Source organism: Phascolarctobacterium sp. Marseille-Q4147, assembly GCF_017968825.1.
Classification (GTDB): domain Bacteria; phylum Bacillota; class Negativicutes; order Acidaminococcales; family Acidaminococcaceae; genus Phascolarctobacterium_A.
On sequence record NZ_CP072874.1, the window covers coordinates 1,687,449 to 1,704,415 of the forward strand.

A 16,967-nucleotide genomic window follows, 5' to 3' on the forward strand; every position below is an offset into this window, starting at 1 on the left:
CAAATGGATTACTTAACCTTAATAGCACAGCAAAAACAGGACAAGCTCGCTCTTGTAGAGGATGAAGAAGAATATACTTATGCCGGATTGGCGCAGGCAGCACGTGAGCTGCGCAATCAGGCGGATTTTAGCGCTCCGGCGGTTTTTATCCATGAAAACAGCATTGCCCGCCAGCTGATTGCCTTTTTGGCCTACAGCGGTACTAAAACAGTGCCTGTTATCGCTACCGAGGTGAGCAAAAATCAGCAGTTCAGCTGCGAGGCTATTCCCGAAGCGGCCTGCATGGGCGTTATGACCAGCGGCAGCACCGGCAAAAGCAAGCTGTTGTGGCGCAGCTATCATAGCTGGGCGGACTTTTTCCCGGAGCAGAATCGTGTTTTCGGCGTTGATAACGAGACAGTAATTTTCTGTCAGGGAAGCCTGGCTTTTACCGGCAATCTCAATATTTATATGGGTGTGCTGGCGGCAGGCGGCACACTGGTAGTGACGGAGCGCTTCCGTCCGCGCCATTGGCTGCAGCTGATGCAGCGCTATGCGGTGAACGCAATTTACCTGATTCCGTCTAAGCTGCTGTTGTTGCCCAAATTTTTGCGTGAGCCTGATGTGCGTGTGCGCAGTATCATCAGCGGCTCGCAGAGCATGGGCAGGCAGGAGGCGGACAAACTGCTGCAGGTATTCCCCAATGCGGATATCACGCTGTACTACGGTGCCAGTGAACTGAATTACATTACCTACATCAAGGCCGAGGAAATGACGGATGATCGCACAATTATCGGCCGTCCGTTCAAGGGCGTGCAGGTGAGCGTTTGTAATGAAGAAATTTTCATTGATACGCCATATCATGTGGAGGAAATTTCGTTGCCGTTTTCGCTGAAGGACAGAGGACATCTGGATGCGGAAGGACGTCTGCACTTTTTGGGGCGCACGGATGATATTGTGAGCGTTAACGGACGCAAGGTTTCTGCTGTCAAGGTGTGCGCTGCTTTGACCGAGCTTGAGGGCGTTGAGGAGGCTGCAGTAATCTGCCGTCATGTGGACGATGCCGATGTGCTTATTGCTTTTGTGGGGGCGGCGCGCGAGTACGGCAAGCAGGAGCTGGTAAAGCTGCTGCGCCAAAGCTTGGCGGATTATGAGCTGCCAAAGCAGTTTGTTTTTATGGAACAGCTGCCGCATAATGAAAGCGGTAAGGTGGATAAATTGGCGCTGAAAAACTTTCTCTAAAATTTTTTCAAAAAAACCTCTTGCCAAAACGCAAAACGTATGGTAATATATATAACTGTCAGACACACTGACATTGGCCCGGTGGTTCAGTTGGTTAGAATGCCGCCCTGTCACGGCGGAGGTCGTGGGTTCGAGTCCCATCCGGGTCGCCAATGCGGAAATAGCTCAGTGGTAGAGCACCTCCTTGCCAAGGAGGGGGTCGCGAGTTCGAATCTCGTTTTCCGCTCCATAGGGGCATAGTTCAATGGTAGAGCAACGGTCTCCAAAACCGTCGATCTGGGTTCGAGTCCTAGTGCCCCTGCCATAGTAAGCGTAGCCTGAGAGTTCAGCTCTCAGGCTTTTTTCATGCCTGCGTTTAGCAAGATACTACTTTATTAGCAAATAGTTTATGCAAGGCTTTGTCGCTAATCCCCTTACCTTGCATCTTACAAGCTTTTCTGTAACTTTCAAGACAATTTTATTGACAGTATGACGGAAAAAGCATATAATAAAATAGTTTAGTAATACTGTGAAAGGATGCACTTGACAAGCATCCTTTTTCTTGTCTTTTATGAAGGAGAGAAAAGGAATAATGATTAGAAACGATATTCGTAATATAGCAATTATTGCCCATGTTGACCATGGCAAGACTACCCTGGTTGATGCTATGCTGAAGCAAAGCGGCGTTTTCCGTGCTAACGAGCGCGTTGAAGAACGCGTTATGGACTCCAATGCTCTGGAGCGTGAACGTGGTATCACCATTCTGTCTAAAAACACCGCTGTTATGCACAACGGCGTAAAAATCAACATTCTGGACACCCCGGGCCATGCTGACTTCGGCGGTGAGGTTGAACGTGTATTGACCATGGTTGACGGCGTACTGCTGCTGGTTGATGCTTATGAAGGTCCGATGCCGCAGACCAAATACGTACTGCGTAAAGCATTGGAACAGCACCTGAAACCGATTGTTGTAATCAACAAGATTGACCGCCCCGACCAACGTGTTGATGAAGTTATTGACGAAGTTCTGGACCTGTTCATTGAGCTGGATGCAGATGAAGATCAGCTGGAGTTCCCGGTTGTTCTGGCTTCCGCCCGTAACGGTATTGCCAAACTGTCCATGGACGAGGAAAGCAATTCTCTGGAGCCTTTGTTCAAAGTAATTCTGGAAAACATTCCTGCTCCGGACGTTGACGTTAATGCACCGCTGCAGATGCTGGTTAACACCCTGGACTATGATGATTATGTAGGCCGTATCGTTGTAGGTCGTGTAGTTCGCGGTACCATTCACAACGGCGAAAACATCATTCTGATGGACGAAGCAGGCAACCGTAACGGCAAAATCGGCCGTCTGTACACCTACCAGGGCCTGAAGCGTGTAGAAGTGCCTGAGGTTGAAGCAGGTGATATCGTTGCTCTGATCGGTCTGCAGGACGCTAACATCGGCGACACTATCGCTGACAGCGAAAATCCGGAAGCTCTGAAGGGCATCAAGATTGACGAACCTACCCTGTCTATGATTTTCTACGTTAACAACAGTCCGTTTGCCGGCCGTGAAGGTGAATTTGTTACCAGCCGTCATCTGCGTGACCGTCTGTTCAAAGAGGTTAAGACCAACGTTTCCATGCGTGTTACCGAAACCGAAAGCCCCGATGCTTATGAGGTTGCCGGCCGTGGTGAGCTGCATCTGTCTATTTTGATTGAAACTATGCGTCGTGAAGGCTTTGAGCTGCAGGTTGGTAAACCTAAGGTTATTATGCACCGCGATGCAAACGGTAAGCTGATGGAGCCTATGGAAGCATTGACTATCGATGTACCGCAGGACTTCATGGGCGCTGTTATGGAAGGTCTGGGCCTGCGTAAGGCTGAGCTGCAGAACATGACCGAAATGGCAGGCTATCTGCGTATGGAATTTAAGATTCCTGCTCGCGGCCTGATCGGCTTCCGTAACCAGTTCCTCACCGATACTAAAGGTAACGGCATTATGAACCACGTATTTGCCGGTTACGAAGAATATAAGGGTGAAATCCCCGGCCGTACCCGTGGCAGCCTGGTTGCTTTTGAAACCGGCGAAACCACTTCCTATGGTATCGGCAACGCTCAGGAGCGCGGCACCATGTTCGTTGTTCCTGCAGAAAAGATTTATGAAGGCCAGCTGGTTGGCGAAAACAGCCGTGAAGACGACATGGACGTTAACCCCTGCAAGAAGAAACATGTCAGCAACATGCGTGCTTCCGGCAGTGACGACGCTATCCGTCTGATTCCGCCTCAGACCTTCTCTCTGGAGCAGGCTCTGGAGCACATCAACGATGATGAGCTGGTTGAGGTTACTCCGAAGAGCATCCGTATGCGTAAGAAGGTTTTGGACCGTCTGGAGCGCGGCAAGATGCGTGGCCGTATGAAGAATGTTCAGGCATAATTTTTGACAACTTGTTAAAAATCTGCTACAATTAATATTACTAAGCAGGACTTTTGCCTATAGGCAGCGAATAATAGTCTAAATAACTGTTTTGGTTTGGAGGCTGATGGCCATGGGTTTAAAAAATACAGCAATGAAATTCTTTTGGTCTGATGATATGGAAGAGCAGCAGGAGGAATATACCCGTCCGCGTCTGCTGAAATCCGGACATCTGAATATTATGGTGCGTACACCGAAATCCTTTGCGGACGTGCGCGAATATGCTGATTCGCTGATGAACGGCAGTGCCATTATGGTATGCTTTGATGCAGTTGATGAAGCACTCAGATATCGTATTTTTGATTATCTGAACGGTGTAAGCTACATCATTAATGCCGATGTGAAAAAAATTAACGATGATTTGCTGCTTTATGCGCCTGAACAGGTGCAGGTTAATAAAGAGGAAGCAAGAACTTCTTCTAATGTACGTTCCTGGCTTAGCAAATAAATAACAAAAGTTAGCCGTTGCTTGTCACCTTGCGGGGTGGCCGGCAACGGCTTTTTGTGTACGCAGATAGGCTGATGATATTTGCAAATAACAGCCCGGTGTGCTAAAATTATAAGAAATTTACTAATCTTATAAGCGAAACTGAATAGGAAAGAAGAGGTATATATGAGCGAAAAGAAAATGATGAAAAACGGTAAAAAATTAGGTGTTGTCGGTGGCCTCGGCCCTGCAGCCGCTGCAGAGTTCTTGCGTCAGTTCACTATGAGATGCCCGGCGAACTGCGACCAGGAGCATCCTGTTGTATATATGATCGGTGACTGCGATATTCCGGACCGCGGCACAGCAATTTTCGGCAAGGGTGAATCTCCGCTGCCGAAGCTGAAGGCTGATTTGCTGCAGCTGTGCGATATGGGTGCGGATGTACTTGCTGTTCCCTGCAATACCGCACACTTCTTTATCGACCAGTTTGCGGATGAATTGCCGGTACCGCTGCTGCATATCGTTGACGAAACCGTTAAGGCTGCTAAAGAGCTTTCTCCGGAAAAGGGTGCCTGGATGCTGTCTACCAAAGGCACACGTGCTTGCGGACTGTATCAGAAATATGCCGAAAAGCGCGGACTGACACTGTACATTCCGAATGAAGAGCAGAGCGATAGATCTCAGGAGGTTATCAACTGCGTTAAGGCTAACCAGCTGGCAAAGGCCGGCGCTATTATGAAAGAGCTGGTAGAGGAGCTGTGGGCTGAGCGCGATATTCCTGTAATGACCGCCTGTACCGAGCTGCCGCTTGGCTATGATGCATCCGGACTGCCGCAGGAGCGCAGCGTTTCCAGCATCGGTGCGTTGGCAGATGCCTGCGTGCGTGCACTGTATGAAGAAGTAAAATAATATTTGAGTATAGCAACCACCTTGGCTTGAGGCTGAGGTGGTTTTTATTTTACTGCGTTTATCCTAGCAGTGTGCTATAATATAAACATACTATCGCCGGCAGCAGCTGGAGCAGCTTCTGCCTTTTGTTAACAGAGGTAAAATATATGCAAGAATTTTTAATTGTTAAGGGTGCGCGTCAGCACAACCTGAAAAATATAACGGTAGAAATACCACGCAATAAAATGGTAGTTATCACAGGTCTCAGCGGCAGCGGCAAAAGCAGCCTGGCCTTTGATACAATTTACGCCGAAGGCCAGCGCCGCTATGTGGAATCACTTTCGGCCTACGCCCGCCAGTTTTTGGGACAGATGGACAAGCCGGATGTGGACTACATCGAGGGACTGAGCCCAGCAATTTCCATCGACCAGAAGACCACGAGCCGCAATCCGCGTTCTACCGTAGGTACGGTAACGGAAATTTACGATTATCTGCGTTTGCTTTTCGCACGCGCCGGAGAACCGCATTGCCCGCAGTGCGGCAAGCTTATTGAGCAGCAAAGCGTGCAGCAGATTGTCGACAGAGTGCTGGAGCTGCCGCAGGGAAGCCGTTTTATGGTGATGGCACCGCTAGTGCGGGGGCGCAAGGGCGAGCATATGCGTGTGCTCGACGATATGCGGCGTGCAGGCTATGTGCGTATGTTTATCGACGGTGAGGTGCGCACGCTGGATGAGGATATCCGTCTGGAGAAAAATAAAAAGCACAGCCTGTCGTTGGTTATTGACCGTCTGGCGGTGCGTGAAGGCATCAGGCAGCGCCTGACGGATTCCGTGGAAACGGCGCTGAAGCTGGCAGACGGCTTTGCCGAGGTGGCAACGCTGGGTGAAACAACGGAAACGCAGCTTTTCAGCGAGCATTTTGCCTGCAATGACTGCGGCATCAGCCTGCCGGCGATTGAACCGCGCCTGTTTTCCTTTAATAATCCCTTCGGTGCCTGCCCGGATTGTACCGGTCTTGGCATGCATATGGAGTTTGACAAGGCTTTGATTGTGCCTGACGGTGATAAGAGCTTTGCAGACAGGTGCATTGCCTGCTTCAGCAACAATCTGAATTCCTATTTTATGAAGCAGCTGGGAGCAGTTCTTGCTGCCAATGGCTATAACTATGACACCAAATGGAATGAGCTGACGCCCGAGATGCAGCAGCTTTTGTGGGACGGTGCCGGTGAAAGCAAGTTTAAGTTCCTGTATGAAAATCTGCAGGGTGAGGTCAAGGAGCACAACACAACCTTTGACGGCATTTTGAACGTGCTGCGCCGTCGTTACCGTGAAGCCTTCAGTGATGCTATGCGTCAGGATTTGGAGGAGTTTATGACGAGCACTCCCTGCGCGGCCTGCCACGGCAGTCGTTTGAAGCCGGAGGCTCTGTCTATTCTTATAGGCGGCAAAAATATCTGCGAGGTTACGGCGCTGACGGTGCGCGACTGCCTGCAGTTCTTTAAAAAGTTGGAGCTGACGCCGAAGCAGCAAATAATTGCGCATCAGGTTTTGAAGGAGATTATGGCACGCTTGCAGTTCCTTAACGATGTAGGCCTTGATTACCTGACGCTCGACAGAAGCGCCGGTACGCTGAGCGGCGGCGAAGCGCAGCGCATCCGCCTGGCAACGCAGATAGGCAGCGGCCTGACAGGCGTGCTGTATATTCTGGACGAACCGAGCATCGGTCTGCACCAGCGCGATAACGGCAAGCTGCTGGAAACACTCAAGCATTTGCGTGATTTGGGCAATACGCTGATTGTCGTCGAGCATGATGAGGAAACGATGTATGCTGCCGACCAAATTATCGACATTGGTCCGGGAGCAGGCGAGCGTGGCGGTGAAGTGGTAGCCCAGGGTACGGTGGAAGAAATTAAGCAGGTGCCTGCATCCGTTACCGGTACCTATCTTAGCGGCCGCAAATTCATCCCGGTTCCTAAGCATCGCCGCGAGTGTGATGGCAGAATGCTGACGATTCACGGTGCCCGCGCCAACAATCTCAAAAATATTGATGTCAGCATTCCGCTCGGAGTCTTTACTGTCGTAACAGGCGTAAGCGGCAGCGGTAAATCAACTCTGATAAATGATATTCTCTATAATTCCCTGGCTGCCAAGCTCAACGGTGCGCGTCTGCGTGCTTCGGAGCATGACAGCATTGAAGGCATAGAATATACGGATAAAGTAATCAACATCGACCAGTCCCCAATCGGACGTACACCGCGCTCCAATCCCGCAACCTATACCGGCGTCTTTGATTTTATCCGTGAGCTGTTCAGCCAGACCAACGAGGCCAAGCTGCGCGGCTATAAGGCCGGACGCTTCAGCTTTAACGTCAAGGGAGGACGCTGCGAGGCATGCAAGGGAGACGGCATGAATAAGATAGAAATGAACTTTCTGCCGGACGTTTACGTTCCCTGCGAAGTCTGCCACGGTGCACGCTACAACCGCGATACGCTGGAGGTGCATTATAAGGGCAAATCCATCGCGGAGGTTCTTGATATGACGGTGAGCGAGGCCTGCGAGTTCTTTAAGAATCAGCCGCGCATTTACCGCAAGCTGGCAGTGCTGGAGGACGTAGGCCTTGGCTACATTCATCTGGGACAGGCAGCGACGACGCTTAGCGGCGGCGAAGCGCAGCGCGTGAAGCTGGCAACGGAGCTTTCGCGCCGCAGTACGGGACGCACCGTGTATATCCTGGACGAACCTACAACAGGCCTGCATATCGCGGATGTCCACAAGCTGCTGGATGTGCTGCAGCGTCTTGTCGAAGGCGGTGACAGCGTTATCGTAATCGAACATAATCTGGACGTTATCAAGGTAGCGGATTATATTATCGACCTCGGCCCCGAGGGCGGCGACAAGGGCGGTACCTTGGTTGCCAGCGGTACACCGGAAGAAGTAGCGAAGGTCAAAAAATCCTACACCGGACAGTACATCAAGCATGAGCTGGCTAAGGCGAAGAAGAACGGGTGGTACGTATGACAGAATTAGCCGCAGGCTTTAGCGATAATATAAAAAATGCCTTGGCTGTACTGCCGGAAAAGCCCGGCGTTTACCTGATGCACGATGCTTCCGGCAAGGTTATCTATGTCGGCAAGGCCGTAGTGCTGAAAAACCGCGTGCGCAGCTACTTCCGCAATCTGGCCAGCCATACGCCGAAGGTGAAGGCGATGGTAGCGAAAATCGCGGAGATTGAAACGATTGTTACCTCCAGTGAGGTGGAAGCACTGATTCTGGAGTGCAACCTGATCAAAAAATATCGTCCGCGTTACAACATCAGCCTGAAGGATGACAAAACCTATCCTTATCTTAAGGTTACCATGCAGGAGGATTTCCCACGTTTATATGTTACGCGCAGACACATGCGTGACGGCGCACGCTATTACGGACCGTATGCCGACGCCGGTGCCATGCATGCTACGGTAAAGCTGCTGCGAAGCATGTTTCCGCTGCGTACTTGCCGCAAAATGAATCCGGACCGACCATGCCTGAACTACCACATCAAGCGCTGTCTTGCGCCCTGCGCCGGTTACATCAGCAAGGCGGATTATCACAAGATGATTAAATCCGTCTGCATGGTGCTGGACGGACGCACGACGGAGCTGGAGCGCGATTTGAAGCAGCAGATGCAGGAGGCGGCGGATAACTACGCCTTTGAGGAGGCTGCCAGACTGCGCGACCAGCTGCAGGCTGTAGCACGTTTGAATGAAGCGCAGAAGGCTGTTACCAATAACGGCGGTGATATGGATATCTTCGGCCTGGGGCAGGATATGACGGGCCTGTGCGTGCAGTTGTTCTTCGTGCGTAAGGGCAAGCTTATCGGCAGAGATAACTTCTTCTTACCCGACGGCGGCGATACGCCGCAGGAGGTTATGACAGCCTTCGTCAAGCAGTATTATAACGAGGCAACGTTTATTCCCAAGGAAGTTGTGCTGCCATATTTGCCCGAGGAGGAAGAAAAACAGCTTATTGAAACGTGGCTGGCGGACAAGGCACAGCGACGGGTGGAGCTGCTGTTGCCGCAACGCGGCGTGAAAAAGGATTTGTTGAAGCTGGCAAATGAAAATGCCGTCAAGCTGTTGAATGAACGCTTGCGCAAGGGCAGCCTGTCGCTGAAAAACGACCTGCAGGCAGCTGAAGAACTGCAGCAGGCCTTGGGCTTGGAGCATCCTTTGGAGCGCATGGACTGCTTCGATATTAGCCATACGCAGGGCAGCGAAACTGTTGCTTCTATGGTTGTATTCCGCAATGGTACCAGCAGCAAGAAGGATTACCGCAGGTATAAAATCGTTTCGGCAGAAGGCAAGCCTGATGATTTCAAATCCATGCAGGAGGTTGTCTACCGTCGTTACCGGGATTATGAGGATTTGCCCAGCCTGGTGGTTATCGACGGCGGCAAGGGCCAGCTGAGCTCGGCGCTGGAGGTTATCCGCGGCCTTGGCCTTGACGATTTGCCGGTTGTAGGTCTGGCCAAGCGCGAGGAGGAAATCTTCAAGCCGCATCAGAGCGAAAGCATCATGCTGGACCGTGAAGGCGCTGCGCTGCACCTCATTCAGCGCATCCGTGACGAGGCGCACCGCTTTGCGATTACCTACCACCGCAAGCTGCGCGGTAAGCGCAATCTCGTTTCCGTGCTTGACCATGTGGAGGGAATCGGTCCTAAGCGTCGGCAGGAGCTGTGGAAGGCGTTCAAAACGTTGGACGCTATGCGGGCAGCAAGCGTCGAAGAGCTGGCTGCGGTAGAAGGCATGAACCATGCGGCGGCGCAGACGCTGTACGACTTCTTCCGTCTGGATTTACCGGAAAAGCAGCAGGCGCTGCAGTAAAAGGTTCACAGCTATTTTGCAGAATATCCTCGCATACTATGCTATAATAATTATAGGTCAAAAATAATAATTATTATGTAGCTCGCGCTTAGCTTTTCTTAAAAGCGCAGGCTATGGCAAGAGGAGGACGAAGCTAATGGCAAAATGGGTATGTGACGTTTGTGGTTATGTGTATGATCCTGAGGTTGGCGATCCCGATAACGGCGTTGCTGCAGGCACTGCTTGGGAAGATGTACCGGAAGAATGGGTTTGCCCTCTTTGCGGTGTAGGCAAGGACCAATTCTCGGAAATGTAAAATTGCATAGGATATAGCAAACGAGGCTGGGGTTCTCCCAGCCTTAAACAGAAAAACCAGTGGAGGTTTACCGTCAGGTAAATTTCCACTGGTTTTTTAGTGCAAAAATTAAAAAATACTTAACTCTAGCGATTCTTTAATTTGTGAAGTTGATTTGTCCCAACTTCGTTGATGTTACTTATCAATTATAAAGATTTTTGTATTTCTCGTAGACAGAATGCAGAAGCTCCTTACTTTCCTCTTCGGAATAAACCATACTGCTTTCCGGCAGGTAAACCAGAAAATCATGGAATGCATGTACCAGGCTTAATTCCTGCAGATGGAAGATATACTGTCCTTTATTGGGGCTGAAGTAATATATAATAATATTTTGTTCGCTTGGCGCGCAAATACAGATAGGCGAAGGCACAGAAAGCTTATCACTGCGTACAATCCTTGGCGTGAAGCTGCCATCATCAACGCTGTTGATAATGTTCTTTAAAAGCGCCAGGCGTTGCGGCGGCGTCAGGTAGGTGTACATGAAATCAGGGATTTCCGTTACGCGTCCTGTTTCCATAAAGAGGTTTAGGCCCTCCAACGTAAAGGAAATATGATGTGTGCTGTATTGTGCACGGATTTTATTAAAATAAGCAGCAATAACACCTTGCATTTCAGCCGGTATAATATCCTTGTTTAATCTGTCCATAAGTATATCTTCCGGACAGAAGCTGGGGAAGCAAGGCTGGTAGAAAAGCTCATGCACTTCTTCAGCGTTTATTTCCTCATCGCTGAGGAAGGTAGATTGCAAATATTCCTCCGGCGTAGGATGGAAGGCTTGGCATATCGGATTAGCAACACTGAGGCTTTTTTGGAAAGTTTCACCGACGAGTGCAACCATATCCTGTGAATGATAGAGAACTGCCTTATCCTGTTCGTAGGATATTGTTAAAACAAAATCACTGGTGATGATTTTGAACGGCAGCATACTGGTGTTGTTGAACAACGTATCAACATTGTCATAAACATAGTAAGGATGGAAAACCTCGCATTGGAATAAAATAGGCACAAGCTTTTGCAGGATGTTAAGGTTATAAGTAGTGCTTTTATGTCCTTCGTTTTTGTCAAAAACGATGATAGCTTCCACAAGCGTGTTATTGCGGTTAAAATCAATGGAAGTAAGACAATCAAAAATATATTGATATTCAGGCTGTACCATTAATTTGATGTGGCCTGATTTTTTATTGGCTTCAATTTCCAAAACCGCCTTCAAAATACGATTGATATTAGCCTGACCGTTGATAGTTTTTAATTGTTCCTGCATATCGAGCATATCCTGTACGCCTGTGGGAATCACAAGCTCGTCGGCAGAATTCATATCGTAAAAACCGGAGATGATTTTGCTGACGTGCTCACGACGGAAAAAGTTTTCTTCTCCCATATGTGATATATGATAGGCGCGCAGTAAATCTGCAGTTTCACTTGGATTGAGCATCATGGCTTTGGCAATAGCAGTTACGTCTGCAACATTCGCAGGCATACGCTTACCAACCTTCATGTGCTGTATCATTGTTCTATCTACACCGCTGATTTTTGAGATAGTGTAAATTGTTGTATTTTTGGTTTCTAGATACTTTTTGAGCGTATCTGCAAATAATGTCATAAGCAAAACCCTTCCTAAAAATAGTTCATCGTCAATATATATATTATAGATGAATTTGTGACAATAATAAAGTCTTGAATATGCAAAAAGCCTGTCACAAAAGTTGTCACATGTGTCAGAAGTATGTCAGTTTGGTTAAAATTAAGAGTATGATGGAAGTTTTATAATGATATAAAAGAGGATTGATAAGAGATACCCCCTATATGACGATGCTTTGCGAACTAATAGACAAGTACGTCGTAGAAACGCTATTGTGTAATGGGGGGGGTAAAATGGGTATTGGAGATATACATGTAAATGGCATTGCGGATGGTTTTAGCTTGCAGTTTGACTACTATTAGTATTTCGATACATTTCTTATATCAATTTAGTAGAAAGGATGATATTAATGCCAATATTGAATAGAATAAAATTTGATGGTACTCACAACAATGAGCCGTGGTTAATTTATAAATGGAAAAAGGAAGATATTATCTTAGGTTCTCAGTTAATAGTTGGCCCTGGACAAGAAGCTATATTTGTAAAAAACGGTCAGGCGCAAGACGTTTTCCTTCCAGGTACTTATACGCTTAGCAGTGGAAACTTGCCATTTTTAGGGAAATTGATAAAGTTTCCGTTCGGTTCGCAAACACCGTTTGCAGCGGAGATTTATTTTATTAATAAGACCGAAAACAGAAAAATGACTTGGGGAACTAGTACGCCTTTCATCATTGAAGATCCCAAGTACAATATTTTTTTGTCGCTACGAGCCTTTGGATCGTATGTAATAAGTATAAGTGACAGCAGAGTCTTCTTAAATAAATTAATCGGCAGTCTTAATTTGGATTCAGGGTTTAATCATATCACCGTAAATAAATGCTTTTCTGGAATTGTAAATATGCATATTAAAGAGATTGTAGCTAGGTTTGTAAACCAAAAGAAAATCTCTTTCCTTGATATTACAGGCTATTATACCGAAATAGCAAATGAGTTATTCCAAATCATAGAAGAAGACTTTTCTGCCTATGGGATTAGGTTATTAGATTTTTATATAGAATCAATATCTCCCTTAAAAGAAGAAATTTCTAAATTACAAAGATATAAAGAAGAACTAGCTTTAGGAGATGCTTTTTATACTAAACGAAGGTCATTTGATGTATTAGAGAAAATGGCTGATTCACAAATTGGTGATTACGCAGGAATTGGTATGGGATTAGGGGCAGGAATGATGGTTGGCTCTGTTACTAATCAAGCTATGGAACAAATAGCCTCTAATATACGTATAAAAGCAAATGATACAGGCAATAATAAACATTGTATGCATTGTGGTAGAGAGTTACCTATTGATGCATTGTTTTGTTCATATTGCGGAACAAAACAAAATACTCAAGAAAAAATGTATTGCATGAATTGTGGCAATGAATTAGTTCCAAATGCGCAATTTTGCTCTAAATGTGGTTGTAAAGTAAATAAATAGCAGAGGTTAATTTTATTATGGGTGATATAAAAGTTTGTACTTATGAATGTCCTAATTGCGGAGCACCGATTAAAATTGCTGATAAGGTTTGTGGTCATTGCTTTTCGGCAGTGTATTTACAAAGAATAAAAGATAGCGATAATTTGTCGAAAGGAGGCATAGCTAAGCATATAGCTGCGTACAAGAAAAATATAGCTAATGGTCTTGTTGATGATAGCGATACATTGATTTCTTTAGGGATATGTCATTATAAAAACAGCATGTACGATATATCGCTGAAATCCTTTGAAAAAGCTATTGAGGTTGATCCGGAAAATGTGAATGCCTATTATTATGCAGCGTTAAGCTTGATGAATGGCAAGCGACCATATCTTCAGACGTTGCCGAAAATAAAAAAAGCGGTTGCGATGCTTGAAGCTGCTATTAGTATACAAGATGAAGGGAGGCTATATTACTTTTTGTATTTAATTCAAAAGGATTTTTTTGATAAAAAACATCTCCGTACAAAATATAAAGCGTTAAAATTACAAAATTTATCTATGGAGAATGCTGTTACTGACGAAGAAATCCTAGAACTGGAAGAAAATTTAGCTATTAAGTAAAAAAAGCAAGGAGTGACGTAATCTTGGAAATGAGACAAGATAGTGTAAGAGATTTTTTGGCACGAGCATTTTATCGTGAAGATCCTAAGTGGTTAGTTTGGCTTTTTATTATAGGTTGTTTTACAACATTTCTTATGATTGGTTTTGTTATATTATTAATATGGGGAATTATAAAATTAGTGTATATGTTTAGTGGTACATATGGAGTTTATGATCAATACAATGCTTGCGTACAAAAGGATGCTGAATTTTTGAAAGACAGAGCTATTAATGTCATGGGACTTATAGAAGAAGAATTTAGCTTGATTGATCCAATTATTGCTAGTGGTTATGCAAGTGATTCCAGTTGTATTCATGTAGGTGAAAAGATAGAAAAAGTCTCGCCTATCAGAGTTATATGGCTTTGGCTGGTCAATAAAGTTTGTTTTTGGCGTAAACCGGAAAGAATTTCCGAGCATGTCTTTCTTGATTGTGGAGATGGTAAAGTAATTTGTTCTTTAGTAACATTTACATATATAGTTTTTACGGAGCAACAGGCTGTAGCTTATAAGTGTTATTATGACATTGCTTATGGAAAAATATTGGAAGAGTATACAGTTGAAGTGGCATACAGAGACATTGATGCTGTTAAATATGGTGACGAGCTGCTTCATGTATGGAGTGTGAACAAACAAAATTGGTCTAGGGTTAAAATTAACTGGCTAAGTTTAAATGTTGCTTCTAATAATCGTATAGCTGCTTCACTTTCTGGGAATAGTGAGATTTTAGGTAATCAGGTTCCGGCAGTTCAGGCTTTAATTCGTAGTAAAAAAGAAGAGTTAGCATAACAATCAGGAAGGGTGAGAAAGTTGCAAAGCAAAAATAAGTATCTGGCATATTTTGCTCCTGTAATAATGATTATAATAGGTATATTCTTATACAGTGTTATATTACCTGCTCGTTACAATAAGGTTATATCTTTGATGGATTGGCTTTTTAGTGGGACAGATAATATAATTGCAACTTTACGCTCTGCTGATATTGTATTGGGACAATTATATAGAATTTTATTTACTAAAATTTTAGTATGGGTATGGACGATAGGTTTTCTATTTTCTTTATTTTGGTGTGGATATACTGTTCAAAATTCAAAAGAGAAAAGCGGTGAACCGCTTCTTACAGAAAATGCTAAAAGGGCAACATTAGCTCGGATAGTTAATGGAGCAGAAAAATATTATAGGTTACATAAGAATAACGATGATAGCAAGTTGATTTATAAAAAAGCGGTGGCTTTAGAAGCGCAGTTTTTAGCATGTGGAGAGTTTGGGTATGGCAGTCCTGATATTACTGAATTAGAAAATCATATCTGTAATGAGCTGGTTGAATTAGAAAAATTGTTGTCTGATGAAAGCTATGATTATGCAGAAGTTAATGATAAATATATTAGGATACACAAGTTGTTAGAAGAACGAGAAGCAATGTTAAAACATTATTAAGCTGGGAGTGAGAATTAACATGAAACAGTATTTTGATTTATTAGGAATAGATGAGACTTGTAGCAAAGACGAAGTAAAAAAAGCATTTTTAAGCCAAAAAGCTCAATTGCAAAATAAGCTCTTATCTAAAGAACCTGGCGAGCGCAAGGAAGCCTTACAGCAATTACAGGAGTTAACAAAAGCATATAAAGAAATTATAGCTTCGATCAATAGTAAAAAGGTTGAAGTTCAAGAGCCTGAAAGCAATAACGTAATTTATGATGCGCCAGAGAAGAATGCTTCTGGAAATGTAAATGTGGAGCACGTTTCGCAAATAGAAAATACTGTGGTTAATGACGGCGAGAGTAGTGATGATGAAATATCTACAAATCCTTCTTCTGTAGAAGAGGGAATTCATCCTGAAGATAATTTTAAGATTTGTCCAAAATGTAAGTATGCAAATGATAGTAGTTTAAATTTTTGCGGAAATTGTGGACAACCTTTAAGAAACAATGATGAAGATGGTGTTGGCGATAGTGGTGGCGATGGCGTAGTGACAACAATTGTCAAATATAAAAACTATATTTTTAGCGTTTTGGCGATATTGCTTATTCTAGTGTGTGGCATTGGTGTCTTTAAAAATTTTGTTAATACACCGGAAAAAGCAGTAGAAAAGTATTTAACTGCTCTCGGCAAACAAGATTATGCTGCAGCTTATGGATATTTGTTTGTAACCGAAAATGATTTTATAAATAAAGACAATTATATAAAGAGCATAGAGTTCATGAAGAAAAATCCTAATGACTATAAGGATAAATTAGTTGTGAAGCTGTCTAAAGGAATAGCTGACATCAACGTTGTGCAAGTAGGGCAAGAAATCAAAGTTGATGTACAGAACGTACGTACATATAAATATAAATTGAGATTAAATGATAATAGTGAAGTTGAGGGAACGGTCGCTACGGTTTCTCCTGCTAGTTATTGGGATAAGCTACTTGGAAATTATAAAATCCCTGATCATGAGATGATTAGTTTAGTTAATATTGAAGTAGAAACTAATGCTAAGCTTTATGTTGATGGTGTGCTGTTAAAAGTACCGAATACTACCAAAAGGGGTACACATGAATACGGATCAGGTCTTTTTTATGGCGAGCATAATATTAAGGTAGAAGCGCCATTCTGCGATCCTTATGAAACAAAGCTAATTTTAACGCCTAGTACGAAATCTCCAGTATTATATTATTGGAAATCGCATTTGAAAAAAGATGTTTTGCAGGACATGGAGAAGCAATCTGAAGATATTCAGCGAAAAATTGTAGAAGGGGCACTCAAAAATGACAGCCTTGAGAATCTGCAATTAGGTTTTTCTGAGTCAAAACTGAGCAGTATGTATGATCAATATAAGCGTTTCTTCAACAGAGCTGATGGAAGCGGTATATACTTTATTGATATTACTGAGGTTACAAGCAATGAACAGTATAATAATAGATTATATAATCCGTTCAAAGATAGAATTTATAAAATCAATTTTAAATTTAATTATACAAGAAAGAATAGAAATGGTATTCAAGAGAGTAGAGTTGGCAATGGTGAAGGTGAGCTTGGTGTAGTTTTCAAATTAGAAAATGATAAAGTGGTACCTGTTGCTATAGATACTTTCAGATTAAGGACGCATTGAAGGAGCAAA

13 protein-coding genes and 3 tRNA genes are annotated in these 16,967 nt (G+C 44.6%); 15 read left to right on the forward strand and 1 reads right to left on the reverse strand.

The features are described from left to right. Positions 1–3 precede the first annotated feature (3 nt). The 10 genes from KAH19_RS07940 (at position 4) to rd (ending at position 10,129) form a co-directional block, all read left to right on the forward strand. Entirely contained in the window at positions 4–1,221 is a 1,218-nt protein-coding gene (locus tag KAH19_RS07940) for an AMP-binding protein (protein WP_246869337.1), read from the forward strand. 75 nt (positions 1,222–1,296) lie between these two features. After that, a tRNA-Asp gene (locus KAH19_RS07945) sits at positions 1,297–1,373 on the forward strand. 2 nt (positions 1,374–1,375) lie between these two features. Then, positions 1,376–1,450: transfer RNA gene (locus KAH19_RS07950), tRNA-Gly, on the forward strand. A gap of 1 nt (position 1,451) precedes the next feature. Then, a tRNA-Trp gene (locus KAH19_RS07955) sits at positions 1,452–1,525 on the forward strand. Positions 1,526–1,792: 267 nt separating this feature from the next. Next, on the forward strand, positions 1,793–3,619 hold the full coding sequence (gene typA / locus KAH19_RS07960; RefSeq protein ID WP_210684139.1) for a translational GTPase TypA: 1,827 nt from the start codon (positions 1,793–1,795) through the stop codon (positions 3,617–3,619). Positions 3,620–3,731: 112 nt separating this feature from the next. Further along, entirely contained in the window at positions 3,732–4,106 is a 375-nt protein-coding gene (gene sepF / locus KAH19_RS07965; RefSeq protein ID WP_040565369.1) for a cell division protein SepF, read from the forward strand. 165 nt (positions 4,107–4,271) lie between these two features. Then, positions 4,272–4,994, forward strand: a complete 723-nt coding sequence (locus KAH19_RS07970) for an aspartate/glutamate racemase family protein (protein WP_210684140.1) — start codon at positions 4,272–4,274, stop codon at positions 4,992–4,994. Positions 4,995–5,140: 146 nt separating this feature from the next. Further along, complete coding sequence (gene uvrA / locus KAH19_RS07975) at positions 5,141–7,990, forward strand: excinuclease ABC subunit UvrA (protein WP_210684141.1); 2,850 nt, start codon at positions 5,141–5,143, stop codon at positions 7,988–7,990. After that, a complete protein-coding gene (uvrC, locus tag KAH19_RS07980; protein WP_210684142.1) occupies positions 7,987–9,834 on the forward strand; it encodes an excinuclease ABC subunit UvrC in 1,848 nt (615 codons plus the stop codon). The genes uvrA and uvrC overlap by 4 nt, the downstream gene beginning before the upstream one ends. A gap of 136 nt (positions 9,835–9,970) precedes the next feature. After that, complete coding sequence (gene rd, locus KAH19_RS07985) at positions 9,971–10,129, forward strand: rubredoxin (RefSeq protein ID WP_009146201.1); 159 nt, start codon at positions 9,971–9,973, stop codon at positions 10,127–10,129. A 181-nt stretch (positions 10,130–10,310) separates the two neighbouring features. Here rd and KAH19_RS07990 read toward each other — a convergent pair whose 3' ends face one another. Continuing rightward, positions 10,311–11,768: a hypothetical protein gene (locus KAH19_RS07990; protein ID WP_210684143.1), complete on the reverse strand. Its 1,458-nt coding sequence runs from the start codon at positions 11,766–11,768 to the stop codon at positions 10,311–10,313. Between the two features lie 388 nt (positions 11,769–12,156). Here KAH19_RS07990 and KAH19_RS07995 point away from each other — a divergent pair, with 388 nt between their 5' ends. The 5 genes from KAH19_RS07995 to KAH19_RS08015 are packed head-to-tail and all read left to right on the forward strand — an operon-like array spanning position 12,157 to position 16,958. Continuing rightward, entirely contained in the window at positions 12,157–13,224 is a 1,068-nt protein-coding gene (locus tag KAH19_RS07995; RefSeq protein ID WP_210684144.1) for an SPFH domain-containing protein, read from the forward strand. Positions 13,225–13,241: 17 nt separating this feature from the next. After that, positions 13,242–13,826 carry a zinc ribbon domain-containing protein gene (locus KAH19_RS08000; protein WP_210684145.1) on the forward strand — a complete coding sequence of 195 codons (585 nt, stop codon included), beginning with the start codon at positions 13,242–13,244 and terminating at the stop codon, positions 13,824–13,826. A gap of 23 nt (positions 13,827–13,849) precedes the next feature. Continuing rightward, entirely contained in the window at positions 13,850–14,653 is an 804-nt protein-coding gene (locus tag KAH19_RS08005) for a hypothetical protein (RefSeq protein WP_210684146.1), read from the forward strand. A 21-nt stretch (positions 14,654–14,674) separates the two neighbouring features. Beyond that, a complete protein-coding gene (locus tag KAH19_RS08010) occupies positions 14,675–15,301 on the forward strand; it encodes a hypothetical protein (RefSeq protein ID WP_210684147.1) in 627 nt (208 codons plus the stop codon). 19 nt (positions 15,302–15,320) lie between these two features. Continuing rightward, the gene (locus KAH19_RS08015; protein WP_210684148.1) at positions 15,321–16,958 is read left to right on the forward strand and encodes a hypothetical protein; all 1,638 of its coding nucleotides are present in this window, start codon (positions 15,321–15,323) and stop codon (positions 16,956–16,958) included. Positions 16,959–16,967: the final 9 nt, after the last annotated feature.